The sequence below is a fragment of the Dyella kyungheensis genome (assembly GCF_049913195.1).
Classification (GTDB): domain Bacteria; phylum Pseudomonadota; class Gammaproteobacteria; order Xanthomonadales; family Rhodanobacteraceae; genus Dyella; species Dyella kyungheensis.
On the sequence record NZ_CP183983.1, the window covers coordinates 2,449,551 to 2,467,875 of the forward strand.

Consider the following 18,325-nt stretch of genomic DNA (forward strand, 5'->3'; position numbering starts at 1 on the left):
ATATGTACCTTGGTACCAAGGTACATATTATTGGAAAGACAAACGGGTCGATCGAGAGCTACCTGCCTGCTCGTGGGAGTTTCAATGCGCACGAAGATGATACTGATCGGTTTCATGGCCGCGTCGCTTGCGATCGGCGCGGGAATCGCCATGGTCCATTTGCAAGGCGATGCGAAGCGAGGGCACGGTGTGCTTGGTGCGCACGGCATTCACGGTGCGTCGAATCTGCCATCCCACACAGGAGCGGCACACATGTATGCCGAACGCGAGTTCGATTTCGACCTGCCGGGAACAGTGGCAGCGTTGACGCCCTATTTTTTGGACCGGTGAAGGAGCGCGAGTGGGCGCCCGAATGGAGTCCCGACTTCGTGCGGCCTCATGGCGGCGGCCAGGAGGTCGGTGCCGTTTTCCAGACGAAGTCGGAGTGGGGCGCTGCAACCTGGGTCATGGACCGTTACGCGCCCGACCAGGGCAAAGTCGGCTATCTCATCTTCATTCCGGATACGGGGGTGTCGCGCTACGACATTTCCCTGAGCCAGAAAGACCCGGCGACCGTGCACGTGCACGTCTGGTGCAGCCGCACGCCACTGAGTAGTGCCGACCCCAGGTATCTTGCCGAATTCGAACAGTTCTTCACGGCGCAGGGCCCGGAGTGGCGAGACGCGATCACCGGGATGCTGGCTCACGCTGCGGCACAACCGCACTAATCCAAGTCGAGCAACCACGATGGACGACGCGACCAGCTCCGACAGCACGATCGATTTTCTAGAGACGGCGGCGAACTGCAGTCTCTTTCATCGCATCAGTGCCTACATGACAGCCGAACTTCGCCAGGGCGGTCACGACCAGCCCGAGGGCTCACTCACTGCGGACGATCTGCAGCACGCTCATGCAATCTTCGCATGTCGCGAATTGTCGGTAGCTGGCATGATCGTGGTGAGTTTCCATGCGGATGCCGAACTCGCCAGACTCTATCGCCTCTGGATTGCTCCCTCGGCGCGCCGCTCAGGAATGGGGCGCGCCTTGATGATGCACGCCGAACGTTTCGTGGCAGGGAAGGGCGGCCGGGTCATCGAGTTCGATACGGGGCACGATCTCGTCCCAGCGGTTGCCCTCTATCGAAGCCTGGATTACAAAGAAAAACCGTTCCTGGAGCGGAGCCCGAGGAGTCTCTTGTTCCGGAAGTCCTTGGCAGCAGCTGAATTCGAATCTGGGCGACCGACGAATACATCATGAATGACCCTATGAAAATTGATCGCGTGCAGACGGGTGTGCGGATCGAGAAGCGGATATTGAAGGTGCTCAAGAGCCTCGCGGAGACCATGGACATCTCATTGGGCGATCTGATCGAAGGGATCGCCTTGCATGCCTTCGAGAACAAGAAGCCCTTTTCGACCAAGACGCTGCAGCACATCCAGAAGCTGCGAGAGGTTTACGGCCTGGATCTGACCGCCGACGACAGCCACAAGTTGAAGGAATGAGTGCGTCGCGGATGGAGTGTTTCGGCCAGCTATTGAGGTAAGGAGAGGCAGATGGGTGCTTGGGGTGCAAGAGTCTTTGACGACGACACCGCGTTGGATTTCCTCGAGGAACAGCTGATTCCGCGGGCCGACCCACGGGTCGTCATGCGCAAAGCGTTCGAGGCCGCGCTTGCCGCCGATTACGTGGAATACGACGCAGGCCAGGCCGTGCTTGCTTCCGCAGCCGTCATCCTGTCGGCGAAGAACGGGCAACCGTTGGACGACGACGAAACCGAGGCCCGGGTAGCCTGGCGCGAGGGACTGGCCGCACTTGACTTCGCCGCCCTGGCCGAGCTTGGTTCGAAGGCCTGTTTGCGGGTATGCGGCAAGTCCAGCGAGCTAAGGGAGCTGTGGGAAGAGGACGCCGATTTGCTCTCCGCCTGGATTGGCAATGTCGAGTCGTTGGCGAGAGGTCTCAAGCAAAACAGCTCTGGCCAATGACCCGTAAAGCGGCCACGCGAGCCAAGACATGAAAGCCCGCTGCGCCTTTATAGCTAGAGGCGCCGATATCGAGCCACTCGTTATCACGAGCAGCGCAGGAGTTTGCGCCGCGGTCTCGTCGCGTGACGCGCGATCGCCCTTGTCGTTCTAGATGTGCCATGACTTCCGGCAGGGCTGCATCCGTCGTCCTTGCGCTGCATCATTATGTTATAACATAACATAACAAGCTGACGGCGATGGAAACGAGAAGTGGACGCCCTGCTAAGCACCGCCGCGTTCATGGACATTGATGTCGTCAAGCAACGGCTCATTAGGACGTATCAGTGCATGCTCGTGTGATCGAAATCTTCCTGTCGTCCCTCATCCTCGGGGCGACATCCTTGTTCTCGCGTGTCGTTGTCTGGATGCCCGGTGGCATCCGGACTCGCTGGCTGCCATGGCTCCAGGCGGTGGCGGTAGGTTTGCTTGTCGGCGACAGCCTTTTGCATCTCTTGCCGCACGCGTTGGGGTCACACGACGACCTGAGCGAGATCATGCTCGCCTTTGTCGTTGGCGCAACGTTTCTCGCTTTTGTCGAAAACGTAGTGCGCGCGCACCGCATCGATGGAGGCGTGATCGCGCCGGCCGCACGGATGACGCTTACCAGTGATTTCATTCACCATTCGGTCGACGGAATCATCCTGGCTGGCGCGTTCCTGGCAAGTCGTCCGGCGGGATATGCGGCGCTTGCGGCCATTGCGATCCACGAGATTCCCCGCGAGATCGCCAGCGCCGGCGTGCTGGTTTCCAACGGCTACGATCCGCGGCGCGCGTTCTTTCTGTCGCTCGCCATGGCCATTGCCGTGCCTGCCGGAGCACTCGCCGTGGCAGCGACGTTGCCGTCGGAGAAATCGGCCGCATTGACGGCGGCGTTTGCCGCGGGCTCCATCCTGTACGTCGCCCTGGCGGACATCCTTCCCGCGGCCTGGCTCAAGGCCGCCGGAAGTGCGCGGTGGGCGCCAGCCATTGGTATTGCCACTGGCGTCGTGTCCATGTGGCTCTTGGCCCGGGGCGAACAGTCATGACAGACGAAGGCTTCATACGGACGGCCAAAAAGAGCGCGGCCATCCGTTCGGTGATGCGCCGGCCGTGGAAGCGACTACTGTGCTTCGTTGGCCTCACTCTGGCCCTGGCAAGCCTGTCGCAGGAAATCCCCGCCGATAACCCGTTGCGAGCACCGGACGGCATCAAAGACCGAAATGCGCTGTGGAAGAGGGTAGGTCGAGTCTGCGCACCGGCAACGATTGCCGGCGCCCATCCGCCATCGCCTTGCACCGAAGTTCCCGGGCAGGGAGCCCATGACGGCTACGCCATCCTGAAGGATCAGATCGGACGCTATCAGTATCTGGTGATACCCCTTGACCGCATCAGCGGCGTGGAAGATCCGGTGCTTCAGACGGCGCGCTCGCCGAACTACTTCGCGCGCGCCTGGGCGGCGAGGTCATATGTGGAAGCGGCATTGCACGGCCCCCGTGCGCGCGACCAGCTGATGCTCGCCGTGAATTCCCGCTACGGAAGATCGCAGGATCAACTTCACATCCATATCGATTGCGTGCGGACGGATGTGCACCGGGTTCTGCAACGCCTGCTTCCCGGCTTGGGCAACCAGTGGCAGAGGCTGGCTGAGCCGCTGCCTCCTTTTGGGCATGCCTATGACGCCCGATGGGTGGACGGCGCATCGTTGTCCGTCGACCCGTTCAAGTCCTTGGCGGCAGTGCTGCCGGCTGGCGACGCCATGGATCTCCATGGCCTTGCCGTCGTCGGCGCGCGGGCGCCGGATGGCCGTCCGGGATTCATCCTGCTCAGCACCAAGGCGACCTTCAACCCGGGCAACCGCGGCAGCGCCGAGGAATTGGAAGATCACCAATGCGCGATTGCCGGTGAATCTTTTCACGCCGATACCGTCATTCCGCTTCCCACGAGGCATCACGAGTCCCCGCATGAAACAGTCTCAAGCAAAGAAGCCATTCTCCTGGGTCCGCCCTGAGGCACTAAGCCTTGGGTCGATCGCTCTCAAGCTGATCTGCACATGCATCGGCGTGGGACTCTCTTCGTTGTCGATCGTTGCCGCCAAACCGGTTCCGCGTTCTCCCGAAGCCGACTTTCAGATCGTCGAAAGCGTGCCGGAGGCAACGTTCTATGGCGAACCCGGCGTGCCGCGTACGCAGGCCGTCTGGCTGCAGATGATCCGCTCGGCCCACAAGAGCATCGATGTGGCTGCGTTCTACATTGCAGACAAGCCGGGCGGCGGGGCGCTTTCGCCCGTATTGGATGCGCTGGCCGAACGCGCCGCCGCAGGTGTCGCCGTGCGGGTGCTGGTGGATCACACGTTTCTCAAGAACAACTAGGAGGGCGTGGACCGGCTGCGGCAAGTGCCCGGTATCACGATCCGCGTGCTGCCCGTGGACGAATTGACCGGTGGCGTGCTGCACGCCAAGTACATGGTGGTCGACGACGAGACCGTGTTCATCGGCAGCCAGAACTGGGACTGGCGGGCGCTTGAACAGATCCACGAGATAGGGGCGCGCATCCGCAATGAGCGCTTTGCGAAAACCGTGGAAGCATCCTTTGAATTCGACTGGCAATTGGCCGGCCATCCGGATTTGCCCAAGGCAGCCCAGGCGGCCCAGGCATCACCGGACTTCACGCCAGTGACCGAAGACAACCCGGTCGTCCTAAAAGATGGCGGTTCTTCATCGATCACGGCTTTCCCCGCTTTCAGCCCGTCGTCATTGATGCCTGCATGGGTTAGCAGCGAAGAGGGTGCGTTGATCCATATGATCGGCGCGAGTCAGCATGTCTTGCGCGTCCAGGTCATGACGCTGTCGGCGATCAAGCAATATGGCGCCAAAGGCTGGTGGTCCAACCTGGATACGGCCATTCGCGACGCAGCCGCCCGGGGTGTGGACGTCCGTATCATCGTCGGCGACTGGTCGCTCACTGAGCCTGCGCAGTCTTACCTGAAAAGCCTGGCGTCACTGCCCAACATCACGGTGAAGTTCAGCCGCGTCCCGCCGTCGCCGAGCGGATTCATCCCTTACGCGAGAGTCGAGCACGCCAAGTATGCCGTGGCGGATGACGACCAGTCGTTCGTGGGCACCGGCAACTGGGAGTGGAGCTACTTCCATACCACCGTGGATGTGTCGGTGCGCGTAAATGGAAAGTCGGCGGCCGGCACCTTGTCGTCGATTTTTGATCGCGACTGGAATGGCGGTTACGTGACGACGATCGTCCCCGGCCAGAGCTACGCGTCACCACGAACCCATTGAACGGCGATGGGCGCGATCAGCGTTGCTGCGTCTTGCGCGCGGCACCCGTCTTCTTCGTGACCTGCTTCTTCGGTGCCGCTCGCTTCTTCAGCGTACCCGCGTAGGCTTCCTCGTTCTCCACGAACTTGTCGTAGTAGCGTACGACCATGTCGGCCACTTCGGCATTGATAAGGTTGCCGTCGAGTTGCGGATTGTCGATGACCATTTCCGTCGCGGCGTACATCACTTCGGTGGACAGGCGCATGGAGAGGCGCAGCGCGGCTTCGTCCGCATGCGGATAACGGCCGCGCAAGGCGTCGTAGCTGGTCTCGGTGACGGACTCGTGCGAATCCAGGCGGATGTGTCGCAGCGTGGGCACCGCACGCAAGGCGCGCATGATCCACGCCGAGCCCGGGAAGGCCATGGTGGCGGCGTTGATGCGCGACTGCATGTCGCGCAGGCCGCGCGTGGTGGCGTCGCGCGAGCCGTCGTAATCCAGTTGTCGCTCCGCTTCCAGCCACTCGCGATAGGCGCGGTTCTGGCACGCCATCAGGCGTTCGCCGAGTTCCTTGAGGATGGCGTATTTGTTGGGGAAGTAGCGGTACAGCGCCGGCGGACTGATGCCCGCTTTTTCGCACACCATGTTGGTGGACAGCCGTTCGACGCCCACGTCGCCGAGCAGTTGCGCGGTGACCTCGAGGATCAACTCGAACGTTTCCACCGAGCGCTGCTGCACCGGTTGCTGCTTGGTGTCCAGGTTGATCTTTGCCGCGCGCGCAGCGGTTTTCTTGGCTGCCTTGCCGGTACTCATGCGTGTTCCTTGTTGGTCGAACGGATGGCGACGCGAGCGGCGACATTAGCAGCCTTCATTGCTCGCACGCATGCCGGTGCTGATGTCGTGCCGGTGGCCTCGCCACACGAGCGTCAACTTGTTGTCATGACAGAAAGATAGTTTTCACTACTCTTTCCCATCGTCGCACATTTCAGCCGCTCCGACACGATCCCCGGGCCAGCACGGCTCCGTGGCGGGTGACTGCGTGCCAACAAAGGAGTCTGTCGTTCATGCGTCAAGCAATCCGTCTCGGCCTGGGAGTGGCTGCCCTGGCCGCCGCCTGCGGCGTGGCCGCACAGGACGCGCGCAATCTGCAAGGCATTTCAGTGTCGGCCGCAGTCGACGATCCCAATGCAGCGCCACCGGGTACGGCATCCGCCCTGGCGCCCTCGCAGGCGAGCCTGTCGGAACTGGAGCCGCAATCCATCCTCAACCGCAACTACATCCAGACCATCGCCTCGCCGAAGGACGATTACCTCGCGTTGCTCGAACTCACGCCCTCAGCGATCAACGCGTCACCCAATGGTGCGGGCTTCTCCAGCAAGAGCGGCACGGTGCGCGGTTTCCAGGATGGTGAGTACGACGTCAGCTTCGACGGCATTCCGTTCGGCGACCCGGGCGCGTTCGGTCATGCGACCACGGCGTTCTTTCCTGCGCCATCGCTCGGTGAAGTGGTGGTGGATCGCGGCCCCGGCACGGCCAGCAATCTTGGCAATGCAACCTTCGGCGGCACGGTGGCGCTGTACTCGGCACCCACCACGGACAAACCCTCCGGCCAGCTCTCGACCATGTACGGCAGCGGCAACACCTGGCAGGTGGCGGGCGAGGGCAACACCGGCACGTTCGGCAACCTCGGCACGCAGGCGTCGGTGAACTACAGCCATCTGGAAACGGACGGCCTGCTCGACAACGCCGGCCTGAAGCAGGACAACGTGCTGTTCAAGATCAAGCAGCCGCTGGGCGAGCACACCACGCTCACCCTGGTCGCCGATTACAACAAGGTCAACTGGAACACCTTCACCGCACAGCCGCGCAAGCAGACCGATCGCTACGGCATCGATTTCGGCGGCCTGACCGATGATCCCGACACGCAGGGTTTCTACAAGTACAACGTGGACGATCGCCACGCGGATTTCGAATACCTGCAGCTGCATGGCGACTACAACAGCTGGCGCCTGGACAACAAGCTCTACACGTACAGCCTGCGCGATGGCGGCCCGGGCGGCGTGGACCTGTTGGGCAACACGCCCAACCAGGCCTTGCTGCCGCACGGCGGCGTGCCGGGCGCGGTCAACCACAGCGCCTATCGCGCCTGGGGCGACATGCTGCGTGCGGAGAAGGACCTGGGTACCGGCTGGCTCGACAGCACCTTGCGTGCAGGCATCTGGGCGGAGCGCGCGTACCAGAGCCAGCACGAGGTGACGGTGGATCTTTCCACCATGACGCCGCGCACGCTGGCCGGCACGCCGAACGACCAGATCATCGACACCAATGCGCACTCCAATACCACGCAGAGCTACGTGGAAGTGGAATGGCGGCCGGTGGAGAACCTGAGCATCGTGCCGGGCCTCAAGCACGTGGACTTCGACCGCACGCTGGATGGCGTGTCCAACTTCCTGCCGGTAGGCGGCAGCGGCCACTTCAGCACCAACCTGGGCGCGGTGGCAGTCAACTATCGCTTCAGTCCCAATCTCGCCGGCTATGCGCAGTGGGCGGAGGGTTTCCAGGCGCCGAAGGTGACGATCCTGCAGGGCGATGGCAGCCAGGTCCAGCCGCAGACGACCAAGAATTATCAGGCTGGCCTGGTTTGGAAGACGGAGCAGACCGTCGCCGACATCGACGTCTACTACATCGACTTCGGCAACCTGGTGAACAGCGTGGAAGAACCGATCGGTCCGGGCGGTTCGCTGATCAGCGTGTATTTCAACCAGGGCGGCGTGATCTACAAGGGCATCGAGGCCGAGTTCACGCGTGTGCTCGGCCATTCGGGCTTCAGCTTTACCGCCAATGGCAGCCTCAACAGCGCGTATTCGAAGACCACGGGCCTGCAGATTGCCAACGCGCCCAGCTCCACCGCCGACGTTGGCTTCATCTACGACCGCGGCCAGTTCTACGGTTCGTTCCTGACCAAGTACGTGGGCGCACGTTACACGGCCACCGGCGAGACCAGCGGTGCCAACTACAACCCGAACGCGCGGCTGCCGGCGTACAACTATACGAACCTGAATCTCGGTTACCGGTTCATGCCTGATCTAAGACTGCAACTTTCATTGAATAACCTGTTCGACCATCGCAGCGTCATCCAAGGCAACGGCGCGGCGACCAACCCGACGTTCTATTACCTGTCCGGACGCAATTACACGGTCCAGATGACCTATACGTTCTGAAGAAGACAGTCGACATGATCCTGATGAAACGCTACCCATCTCTGCGCAAGGCCTTGCGCGTGGCCACCTTTGGCCTGGCCACACTTGTTCCCGCGCTTCCCGCACTGGCCGCCGAGCATGCGGCGGACGTCGATCCCCTGATCGGCGAGGACTGGTACGGCGAGGTATTCGTCGGCGCCACCACGCCGTTCGGCATGGTCAAGCTGGGACCCGACATCCGTGGCTTCGGCGCCCGCAAGGGCTTCCAGAGCGAGGGCGATATCCGCGGCTTCAGCCATCTGCATCTGAGCGGTGGCGGCGGCAAATACGACAACATCCGCGTGGCGCCGGTGACCGGCACGCTCAATCCCAAGGACATCCATTCGCCACGCAGCGGCGAGCAGGCGAACGCCGGCTATTACGCGGTCAACCTGGACCGCTACGGCGTCAAGGCCGAGCTGGCCGCGACGCGTCGCGTGGGCATGCATCGCTACACCTTCGCGCAGGCCGGCGACGCGCACATCACGCTGGACCTGGATCTGCTGGAGAAGGGAACGGGCGAGGAAACGCAGCGCTTCCTCGGTGGCGAGATGTCGGTGGTCTCACCCAATGAGATCGTCGGCGTGGGCCGCTATATCGGCGGCTGGAACGAAGGCGGCGAGTACGACGTGTATTTCGACCTGATCACCGACACGCCGTCGCAAGGCGCACAGACGTGGCTGGGCGACACCTTGAGCGCGACGCCGAAAGCCAGCACCGACACCGATCGCCCGCTGGGTGGATCGCTGGATTATCGCGTCACGGCAGGGCAGACGATCCAGGCCAAGGTGGGCATTTCCTTTGTCAGCGCACAGCAGGCGCATCGCAACGCGACCGAGGAAGTGCGTGACTGGCGCTTCGACGACGTGCGTGCCGCTGCCGTAGCGCAGTGGAACAAGGCACTGGGCCGCATCGAGATCGGTGGCGCCACGGAAACGCAGCGCCGCCAGTTCTACACCGCGCTGTACCACACCATGATGATGCCGTCGGACCACACCGGCGAGAATCCGAAGTGGTCCTCGAAGGAACCGTATTACGACGACTTCCAGGCGATCTGGGATACCTTCCGCAGCGATGCGCCGCTGTTGATCCTGATTGCACCGGATCGCCAGCGCGATATCCTGCGTTCGCTGATCGACACCTATCGCCACGCCGGTTACATGCCTGATGCACGCGTGGGCAACGACAACGGCCGCACGCAGGGTGGCAGCAATGCCGACGTGCTGGTGGCCGATGCCTATGTGAAAGGACTGGGCGGCATCGACTACGCCACGGCGCTGAAGGCGATGGAGAAGGATGCCCAGGTGCCGCCCGCCGACGCGCGCAAGGAAGGTCGCGGCGGCCTGGAGTCGTACAACAAGCTCGGGTACATCGCGCAGCCGACCGAACGCGCCGGCTCGCGCACCGTCGAGTACGCCTATGACGATTTCGGCATTGCCGAAGTGGCCTGCGGTCTCGGCCATGCGAAGGACGCCGAGCTGTACAAGGCACATGCTGGCAACTGGGCGAACCTGTGGGATGCCTCGTGGCAGCAGGAGGGCATCACCGGGTTCCTGCGCCCGCGCAACGCGGATGGGAGCTGGGCGCCGCAATACCTGGTGCGTCGCGGCACCTGGCCGGATTTCTACTATGAAGGCGACCTGTGGACGTACTCGCTCTACGCGCCGCAGGACGGTCGCAAGCTGGTGCAACTGTCCGGCGGCAACGAGGCCTTCGTGAAGCGGCTGGACGCCTTGTTCGACGGCCTGCATTTCGACATCACCAACGAGCCGGGCTTCCTGATTCCCGATCTGTACCTGTGGGCTGGCCGCCCGGACCGCACGGCGGATCGTCTGCTGACCTATCTGCACAAGGCCTTCAAGGATTCGCGCGACGGTATTCCGGGCAATGACGATTCCGGTGCGATGTCCAGCTGGTATGCGTTCCAGTCGATGGGCTTCTATCCGAACGCAGGGCAAGACGTGTACCTGATCGGCACGCCGTCGTATCCGCGCGTGGACATCGATCTCGGTGGCGGCCACACCTTCACCATCGTCGCGGACAACCTCGACGGGCACAGCGTCAATCGCTACATCCAGTCGGCCACGCTCAATGGCCAGCCTCTGGACAACGCATGGTTCCGCCACGGCCAGATCGCCAAGGGCGGTACGCTGAAGCTGGTGATGGGACCGACACCGTCGCGCTGGGGCACCACGACACCGCCGCCGTCGCTGTCCGATCCCGGCTTTGCGCTCTGCACGGCCAAGCGTTGATTCCCTGCATCGCGCCGGCAGGTCCGGCGCGTTCTCCCCACGATTCCAGGATGTTCGCCATGCTTCTCCGTCATTCCATTTCATGGTCGCTATTTGCGTTGACCGCGGTTGCGCTGGTGTCGCCGGCGGTAGCCGACGATGCGCTGCGCATCAACCAGATCCAGGTCATCGGCACCCACAACAGCTACCACATGGGCTTTGCCCCCAGCGCCACGCGTCTGATGCAACTGGAAGCACCGCAGGCGCTCGCCGCCATCGACTACAGCCATCCGGCGTTGACCAAACAGCTGGACGACGGCGTGCGCCAGATCGAGCTGGACGTGTTCGCCGATCCCAAGGGCGGCAAGTACGCGCATCCGTCGATCTCGCACATGATCGACCTGGCCGGCCTGCCGGACGATCCGCCGCTGGCGGCGCCGGGCGTGTTCGACCAGCCGGGTTTCAAGGTGATGCATATCCAGGACATCGACCAGCGCAGCACCTGCCAGCCATTCACCGCCTGCCTGACCGAAGTGCGCGCATGGTCGAAGGCACATCCGGGCCACGTGCCGATCTTCATCCTGGTCGAAACGAAAGAGGGCGCCTTGCAGGCGAAGATTCCCAGCGTCACGCCGGATCCGTTCACGCCCGCGGTGTTCGATGCGTTGGACAAGGAGATCGCCTCTGTCTTCGCACCCGACGAAATCATCACGCCCGACCAGGTGCGCGGCAGTCATGCCACGCTCGATGAAGCCGTACGCGAAGGCGGCTGGCCGACCCTGACCAAGGCACGCGGCAAAGTGGTGTTCCTGCTCGACCAGCGCAAAGCGGAGCCCGTCTATCTCGAAGGGCATCCGGTGCTGAAGGATCGACTGATCTTCACCAATGCCACACCGGGCGCGCCGGACGCAGCCTTCACCGAATGCAACGAGTGCAGCGCGGCGCAGATCGACGAACTGGTGCATCGCGGCTACCTGGTGCGCACGCGTTCGGACGATCCCGAGCAAGGGCAGGGCAAGCGCAACGACGGCACCCGCCGCGACGCCATCATCAACAGCGGCGCGCAGATGATCAGCACCGACTATCCCGTGAACGAGCCGTCCGATCATGGTTATCAGGTGGGCTTGCCCGGTGGCGTCGCCGCCCGTTGCAACCCCGTGCTCGCGGCGGATGCCTGCAAGGGCAAGACGCTGGAGAAGCTGGCCAGCCATTGAGTTGGCCAGGTGGCCCGTCGCCGATCCGACGGGCCACCGCATGGCGCTGCTGCACTTGCCTCCGGTCTCATCGGGGATTCCTCTGAATCCCCTCTGATAACTTCATAAATCCACGTCGTTCCGCGCGTTAGGATCTTTCCATCGAGTACGAGGCATGGCACAGCGGCCTTCTGACCGCGAATCCGGATGCTCTCGCTTGTCGGCGGAAAAGGTCTGACTGAGATACGCGGAGGATTGGGTATGACCGTTTGGAACAGCGCGCAGCGTCTGCGTGATGAAAGGATACGTGCGGGAGCGGCCTACGCGCAGGGCAAGCGCGTGGCAAAGGCGGACGCCACGGCCCTGCTCGAGGCGGTCATCCGGCCGGGCGACCGGGTATGTCTTGAAGGCGACAACCAGAAGCAGGCCGATCTCCTGGCCAGCGCGTTGGCTGCGGTCGACAAGAACAGGATCCATGACCTGCATATGGTGCAATCGGGCGTGGTGCTTCCCGAGCACCTGGACCTCTTCGAGCTGGGCATCGCCAGGCGCCTCGACTATGCGTATTCGGGGCCGCAGTCCCAGCGCATCGCCAAACTGCTGTTTGGCGGCAAGATCGAGCTGGGCGCGGTACACACGTACCTGGAGCTGTTCGCACGTTATTACGTCGACCTCACGCCCCAGGTGGCGTTGATTGCCGCGGTCAGCGCGGATCGCGAGGGCAATCTCTACACGGGACCCAACACCGAGGACACGCCAGCCATCGTCGAGGCCACCGCGTTCAAGGACGGCATCGTCATTGCGCAAGTCAACGAGATTGTCGACAAGCTGCCTCGCGTCGATATCCCGGGCGACTGGGTGAACTTTGTCATCGAAAGCGGCAAGCCGTTCTACGTCGAGCCACTGTTCACGCGAGATCCCGGGGCCATCACCGAAACGCAAATCCTTACCGCCATGCTGGCCATCAAGGGCATTTACGCGCCTTATGGCGTGCAGCGCCTCAATCACGGCATCGGCTTCAACACGGCGGCCATCGAGCTGTTGCTGCCCACCTACGGCGAACGCCTGGGATTGAAAGGCAAAGTGGCCAGCCATTGGGCGCTCAATCCGCATCCCACCTTGATCCCCGCGATCGAATCGGGCTGGGTGCAGCAGATCCACAGCTTTGGTTCGGAAGTGGGTATGGACGCCTATATCCAGGCGCGGCCCGACGTGTTCTTCACCGGTCCCGACGGTTCCTTGCGCTCCAATCGCGCCATGAGCCAGACCGCCGGCCTGTATGCCTGCGACATGTTCATCGGCTCCACCTTGCAGATCGACCTGCATGGCAATTCATCCACGGTCACCGCCGACCGCGTGGCGGGTTTTGGTGGCGCTCCCAACATGGGCAGCGATGCGCGCGGCCGGCGCCATCCCAGCCAGCCCTGGTTGCTGGCGGGCAAGGAGGCCGATCCCGATAGTCCCGCGCCGTTGCGTCGGGGACGAAAGCTGGTCGTACAGATTGGCGAGACCTTCGGCGAGAAGAACGCACCGATGTTCGTGGAACAACTGGACGCCTTGAAACTGGCCTCGAAGCTCGACCTGGAACTGGCGCCCGTGATGGTCTATGGCGACGATGTGACCCATATCGTTACCGAGGAGGGCATTGCCAACCTCTTGCTGTGCCGAAGCAACGACGAGAGGGAACACGCCATTCGCGGCGTCGCCGGCTATACCGACGTAGGACGGGCGCGCGACAAGAAGCTGGTGCAGCAGCTGAGGGAGCGCGGCGTGATTCGGCGCCCGGAAGATCTGGGCATCGATCCGCTGGACGCCGATCGCCGCTGGCTCGCAGCTCGCTCGATCAAGGACCTGGTGCAGTGGTCCGGCCATTTGTACGCACCGCCGTCCAAATTCCGAAATTGGTGAGGAGACCCATCGTGGAAACACTCAACTACCGCAACAAGGCGCAGCAGCGCGCAAAGGGCACGAGGCGCCAGGCCATCGTCGGCGTAGTGGCCTCCGGAAATCTTGAAGTGTTGGTCGAACGCATCCTTCCCGACGGGGAGTGCGAGGTGGACATTCGCACCGCCGCGGAAGGTTTCGGCGAGGTGTGGCAGGCCGTGATTGCCGACTTCGTCGAACGCCGCTCGCCGGGAGGGCTGAAGCTCTCCATCAACGACGGCGGTGCGCGGCCCGACACGGTGGCGCTTCGCCTGGCTCAGGCCGTGAGCGCGATGGAAGGAGAGCGCACATGAGTACGGTCACGCTGGACAATGCAAAGGTCGAGCGCCAGCCCCTTGTCTCGGCCAACAGCTGGTACGAGGCCTCAGCCAGGCAGCGCGTGGAAGGTCTTCTCGACGCGAACAGCTTCGTGGAATTCATCGGCCCGGAAATGCGCGAGATGAGCCCGCACCTGGCGCTGTTCGATCTGCCCGAGCAGTTCGACGACGGCATGGTCGTGGGGCTCGGCCGGATCGACGGTGCGCCCGTGCTGGTCGCCGCGCAGGAAGGCCGTTTCATGGGCGGCGCATTTGGCGAAGTGCATGGCGCCAAGTTGACGGGGCTGTTGCGCGCCGCCCGCGATATGGCTTCGATGCCGGTGCTTATCCTGTTCGACACCGGCGGTGTGCGCCTGCAGGAAGCGAACGCCGGTGAACTGGCGATTGCCGAGATCATGCGCGCCTTGATGGAAGCGCGCTTCGCCGGCGTGCCGGTGGTGGGCCTGGTGGGCGGTCGCTCGGGATGCTACGGCGGCGGCGGATTGATCGCCGGCAGCTGCTCGGCCTTGGCGGTGTCGGAACAGGGGCGCATCAGCGTTTCCGGTCCCGAAGTCATCGAAACCAATCGCGGGGTCGAGGAGTTCGACTCCAAGGATCGTGCCTTGGTATGGCGCACCATGGGCGGCAAGCATCGACGCCTGATCGGCGGCGCGGAAGTGTTTGCCGACGACACCATCGAAAGCTTCCGCAACGCCGCCCGCTATCTCATCGAGCTTGCCCCCGCGCCAACGCTCGACACGCTGGAAGCGGAGCAGGCTCGCCTTGCACAGCGTATCCACGACTTCGGCGACTGCGCGGACGCGCTCGATATCTGGCGTTCATTGGGCGCCAGCGAGCCGGAAACCATCCCCGCCCTGTCCTACGAAGCATTCGTTGCACTCGCCGATCGCCTTCAGGAGCCTCGTCATGACGCTCGATAAGATTTTTGCATCGCTGTTTCCCGCTGGCCACGACGTCGTTCGCGAGCGTGGCCTGATCGCCGGGCAGGGTCGCCTCCCGGATGGCGGGGCGATCGCCGTGATTGGCGTAGAGGGTCAAACGCCGGTCGGTGTGGAAGAGGCTGCCCAACTCGCGGGCAACGTCATCGAAGTCATCAAGTCGGGCGGCAACGAGCCGATCCTGGTGTTGATCGACAGCGGCAGCCAACGCATGAGCAAGCGCGACGAGTTGCTGGGCATCAACGAGTTCCTGGCGCATCTGGCGAAGTGCCTGATCCTCGCCGACAAGCTGGGACACCGCACGGTCGGTCTGCTCTATGGCCATACAGCAGCGGGAGCATTCATTGCCACGGCGCTGGCCACCCGCACCTTGCTCGCGCTGCCCGGTGCCGAGCCGGCGGTGATGGACCTTCCCTCCATGTCGCGCGTAACCAAATTGTCCATCGACGTGCTGAAGGAGAAGGCCAAATCCACACCGGTCTTTGCGCCCGGCCTGGACAACCTGTTTCAGACCGGCGCCGTGGCGGTCACGCTGGACCCGGCCAGCTCGCTCGCCGATCAGCTGCAGGCGCAACTGTCCCGTCCGGCCGAGCGCGATGACAACCGCGATCAACTCGGCGCGGAACGCAACGGCCGTCCCAAGGCTGCCGATATCGCGAGGCGTGTTTATGAGCTTGCACGCGCTTCCGTCTGATCCGCTGTTGCAGCGGCATCGGCTGGTTCACGTTCGATCCGCTGCGTGGCGCGCGTGGCTCGCCTCGCGTAGCGATCTGGCCAACGAGCCGTTGCTGTCCGGCTGGGTAGATCGCGGGTGGCCGCTCATCGTTCGCCGCCCCGTGCCGGGCGAAGGCAGTGGACTGCCGCTGGGCTTGCCGCTGCCGCCTTCGGCAGGCAAGCGCCGTATCGCCCTACAGATGGCAGCCGGCGACATCGTTGCAACCACCCCGTTGCCCACATTGGCCGAATGCGTCGATACCGCACCAGCCGCCTGGCAACCGAGCCTGTGGCAACTGGCGACTCACGCAAGGGCGTATGGCGTGGAGGCTCGTGTGTTCGGCAGCCTGGCATGGCAGCGGCTGACAGGTCTGACGTATCTGAGCTCTAACTCCGATCTCGATATCGTCTGGACGCTTCCGGATCGCAACCGTATCAGCTGGTTTCTTTCAGACCTGGCCGATATCGATTCGCTCGCGCCGGTACGCATCGATGGTGAACTGCTGCGTGCCGATGGCGCCGGCGTGAATTGGCGCGAACTGCACTCCGGTGCGCCTGAGCTGGTCCTCAAAACAGCGAATGAGGTGATCCTCTGTCAGCGGGAATCGTTTATTGGAATGCCCTCATGAATGCTCGCCTGTCCATAGTGTCGAATGTTCCAGTTGCTGACCGCCCGCCTGCGCAATCGTTTCAGGAGCGGGTGGCCGCATGGGCCGAGCGCAGTTTGATACTGGAAATCGAAACGTGGCCCAAGCCGGGGCTGGTGAGCCATGTCGATACAGGTAGCCATGACGACATGGACGCCGACACCTTCAGGCGCAGCGCATCGGCCCTGCGGCCTTACTTTGCCGCCTTGGTCGAGGCCGGCATGCACAATGCCTCCATGACGACGCTTCGCAGGATCGGCTTGCGCGCCGAACGCGCCATGCTCTCCGCCACCGGCGGAGTGAATACACATCGCGGCGCGATCTTCGGCGTTGGTTTGCTGTGCGCGGCGGCAGGGCTGCGAGAGGCTGGCCTCGTCGATGCGCGTGAAGCGTTGGGCGACGTGGTGAAGCATCGATGGGGCAGGGAGATTCTTGCCGGTCCACGGCTTCCCGATAGTCATGGCGAAATGGCCGGCGCACGCTATGGCGCGGGCGGCGCGCGCCAGGAAGCGGCGCAAGGTTTTCCCAGTGTCTACGAGCTCGGGCTGCCTGCACTGCACGATGCGCAGCGCCTGGCGCCGGGCGATCATGAAGCGGCTCGTGTGCAGGCGTGTTTCTCGCTGATTGCCGCGGTGGAAGACACCAATCTATTGCATCGCGGCGGCGCGGAGGGTTTGCGCTTTGCGCAGCACGTAGCGCGGGGCTTTCTCGATCGAGGCGGTGTCGGCGATCCGGCGTGGCAAGGACGTGCGGAACGCATCCATCGCGCGTTTGTCCGGCGGCGGCTCAGCCCGGGCGGCGCCGCGGATCTTCTGGCCATGAGCGTCTTCGCGAAGGAACTGGAGCGTCGCCCATTGCATCGCTCTACTGCCGAGAGGGAGTAGGGCATGGCACTCGCCATCCTATGTTCCGGACAGGGCGGCCAGCATCCCGGCATGTTCGACTTGACCGGCGATGCTCCGCAAGCCGCTTCGTTGTTTGCGCATGCCTCGGCGCAACTCGGTGGCGATCCCCGCGTCCTGGTGAAGCAGGCCGATCCAGATGTGCTCCACCTCAATCGCACGGCTCAACTGCTTTGCACGCTGCAGGCACTCTCCGCGGCCGCGCTGCTTGATAGCGCACTTCCAGGCCAGCGCTGCCTGGCGGGCTACAGCGTGGGCGAAGTGGCGGCCTGGGGCGTGGCGGGATGGCTTGGGGCCATTGAAACGCTCGACCTGGTCGACACGCGGGCTCGTCTGATGGATGCGGAAAGTCATGGCGACGAAGGCATGCTCTTCATTCGCGGACTGGACCGGGCGAGCATCGAGCAATTGTGCGCAGGGCGCGAAGCAGCCATTGCGATCTGCAATCCCGCCAACGCCTGGGTGCTCGCCGGTCGAAGAAGTGCGCTGGACGTCATTGCCCACGAGGCTGTCCAGCGTGGCGCGTTGCGTGTTTCGCCGATTCCCGTGAAGGTGCCTTCCCATACCTATCTGCTGGCCGACGCCGCTGCGGCTTTTGACCGGGCCCTGGCGGACGTCCATCTTCAAACCGTGCGCCTACCGAAGGTTCGCCTCTTCAGCGGCATCGATGGCGATCCCGTGTTCGATGCCGGCAACGATATTCACAAGCTTGCCCTGCAAATAGCGCATCCCATCCAATGGGAAAAATGCCTGGCGGGTTGCGTGGAGGCGGGCGCCACGGCTTTTCTGGAACTGGGCCCCGGCCGCGCCCTCGCCGAAATGGCGGCAGGCGCTTATCCGGAGATTCCTGCGCGAAGCCTCGACGATTTTCGTTCGGTCCGCGGCGTGCTCGATTGGCTGACTCGCGTCATGGGATCGGCGTGAGCTCTCTTGCTCTCGCCTGCCAGCGGGGAG

20 protein-coding genes are annotated in these 18,325 nt (G+C 63.2%); 19 read left to right on the plus strand and 1 reads right to left on the minus strand.

Going from position 1 to position 18,325, the window contains the following annotated elements; translation table 11 throughout:
• The first annotated feature begins 84 nt into the window (after positions 1-84).
• From ACN9MB_RS10890 to ACN9MB_RS10930, 9 genes are all read left to right on the plus strand, one after another.
• Positions 85-330, plus strand: coding sequence for a hypothetical protein (locus ACN9MB_RS10890; protein ID WP_426271835.1), 246 nt, complete (start codon positions 85-87; stop codon positions 328-330).
• Between the two features lie 116 nt (positions 331-446).
• Entirely contained in the window at positions 447-707 is a 261-nt protein-coding gene (locus tag ACN9MB_RS10895) for a hypothetical protein (RefSeq protein WP_426271836.1), read from the plus strand.
• Positions 708-726: 19 nt separating this feature from the next.
• Positions 727-1,236 (plus strand): GNAT family N-acetyltransferase, encoded by a 510-nt coding sequence (locus ACN9MB_RS10900; protein WP_426271837.1) that lies wholly within the window; start codon positions 727-729, stop codon positions 1,234-1,236.
• Between the two features lie 8 nt (positions 1,237-1,244).
• Positions 1,245-1,481 carry a hypothetical protein gene (locus ACN9MB_RS10905; RefSeq protein ID WP_204636605.1) on the plus strand — a complete coding sequence of 79 codons (237 nt, stop codon included), beginning with the start codon at positions 1,245-1,247 and terminating at the stop codon, positions 1,479-1,481.
• 51 nt (positions 1,482-1,532) lie between these two features.
• Positions 1,533-1,961: a DUF4259 domain-containing protein gene (locus ACN9MB_RS10910; protein WP_204636604.1), complete on the plus strand. Its 429-nt coding sequence runs from the start codon at positions 1,533-1,535 to the stop codon at positions 1,959-1,961.
• 335 nt (positions 1,962-2,296) lie between these two features.
• Positions 2,297-3,025, plus strand: a complete 729-nt coding sequence (locus ACN9MB_RS10915) for a ZIP family metal transporter (protein WP_426271838.1) — start codon at positions 2,297-2,299, stop codon at positions 3,023-3,025.
• Positions 3,022-3,987 (plus strand): CDP-diacylglycerol diphosphatase, encoded by a 966-nt coding sequence (locus ACN9MB_RS10920; RefSeq protein ID WP_426271839.1) that lies wholly within the window; start codon positions 3,022-3,024, stop codon positions 3,985-3,987. The genes ACN9MB_RS10915 and ACN9MB_RS10920 overlap by 4 nt, the downstream gene beginning before the upstream one ends.
• Positions 3,941-4,348, plus strand: coding sequence for a hypothetical protein (locus tag ACN9MB_RS10925; protein WP_426271840.1), 408 nt, complete (start codon positions 3,941-3,943; stop codon positions 4,346-4,348). The genes ACN9MB_RS10920 and ACN9MB_RS10925 overlap by 47 nt, the downstream gene beginning before the upstream one ends.
• 6 nt (positions 4,349-4,354) lie before the next feature.
• Positions 4,355-5,269, plus strand: coding sequence for a phospholipase D-like domain-containing protein (locus ACN9MB_RS10930; protein ID WP_426271841.1), 915 nt, complete (start codon positions 4,355-4,357; stop codon positions 5,267-5,269).
• Positions 5,270-5,285: 16 nt separating this feature from the next.
• Here the strand turns inward: ACN9MB_RS10930 and ACN9MB_RS10935 are convergent, their stop codons facing one another.
• Entirely contained in the window at positions 5,286-6,059 is a 774-nt protein-coding gene (locus tag ACN9MB_RS10935; RefSeq protein WP_426271842.1) for a TetR/AcrR family transcriptional regulator, read from the minus strand.
• A 251-nt stretch (positions 6,060-6,310) separates the two neighbouring features.
• Between ACN9MB_RS10935 and ACN9MB_RS10940 the strand changes: the two genes are divergently transcribed.
• The 10 genes from ACN9MB_RS10940 (at position 6,311) to mdcH (ending at position 18,295) form a co-directional block, all read left to right on the plus strand.
• Positions 6,311-8,467 (plus strand): TonB-dependent receptor, encoded by a 2,157-nt coding sequence (locus tag ACN9MB_RS10940; RefSeq protein WP_426271843.1) that lies wholly within the window; start codon positions 6,311-6,313, stop codon positions 8,465-8,467.
• 14 nt (positions 8,468-8,481) lie between these two features.
• Positions 8,482-10,737: a GH92 family glycosyl hydrolase gene (locus ACN9MB_RS10945; protein WP_426271844.1), complete on the plus strand. Its 2,256-nt coding sequence runs from the start codon at positions 8,482-8,484 to the stop codon at positions 10,735-10,737.
• 59 nt (positions 10,738-10,796) lie between these two features.
• Entirely contained in the window at positions 10,797-11,930 is a 1,134-nt protein-coding gene (locus tag ACN9MB_RS10950; protein ID WP_426271845.1) for a phosphatidylinositol-specific phospholipase C1-like protein, read from the plus strand.
• A 240-nt stretch (positions 11,931-12,170) separates the two neighbouring features.
• Positions 12,171-13,817 carry a malonate decarboxylase subunit alpha gene (gene mdcA, locus ACN9MB_RS10955; protein WP_204636596.1) on the plus strand — a complete coding sequence of 549 codons (1,647 nt, stop codon included), beginning with the start codon at positions 12,171-12,173 and terminating at the stop codon, positions 13,815-13,817.
• An 11-nt stretch (positions 13,818-13,828) separates the two neighbouring features.
• Positions 13,829-14,146 (plus strand): malonate decarboxylase acyl carrier protein, encoded by a 318-nt coding sequence (gene mdcC, locus ACN9MB_RS10960; protein ID WP_204636595.1) that lies wholly within the window; start codon positions 13,829-13,831, stop codon positions 14,144-14,146.
• Positions 14,143-15,090 carry a biotin-independent malonate decarboxylase subunit beta gene (locus ACN9MB_RS10965; RefSeq protein ID WP_426271846.1) on the plus strand — a complete coding sequence of 316 codons (948 nt, stop codon included), beginning with the start codon at positions 14,143-14,145 and terminating at the stop codon, positions 15,088-15,090. The genes mdcC and ACN9MB_RS10965 overlap by 4 nt, the downstream gene beginning before the upstream one ends.
• Positions 15,077-15,802, plus strand: coding sequence for a biotin-independent malonate decarboxylase subunit gamma (gene mdcE, locus ACN9MB_RS10970; RefSeq protein WP_426271847.1), 726 nt, complete (start codon positions 15,077-15,079; stop codon positions 15,800-15,802). The genes ACN9MB_RS10965 and mdcE overlap by 14 nt, the downstream gene beginning before the upstream one ends.
• Positions 15,777-16,451 (plus strand): malonate decarboxylase holo-[acyl-carrier-protein] synthase, encoded by a 675-nt coding sequence (mdcG, locus tag ACN9MB_RS10975; RefSeq protein ID WP_426271848.1) that lies wholly within the window; start codon positions 15,777-15,779, stop codon positions 16,449-16,451. Before mdcE ends, mdcG begins: the two co-directional genes overlap by 26 nt.
• A gap of 71 nt (positions 16,452-16,522) precedes the next feature.
• Entirely contained in the window at positions 16,523-17,353 is an 831-nt protein-coding gene (mdcB, locus tag ACN9MB_RS10980; protein ID WP_426271849.1) for a triphosphoribosyl-dephospho-CoA synthase MdcB, read from the plus strand.
• Between the two features lie 3 nt (positions 17,354-17,356).
• A complete protein-coding gene (gene mdcH, locus ACN9MB_RS10985; RefSeq protein ID WP_426271850.1) occupies positions 17,357-18,295 on the plus strand; it encodes a malonate decarboxylase subunit epsilon in 939 nt (312 codons plus the stop codon).
• Positions 18,296-18,325 lie beyond the last annotated feature (30 nt).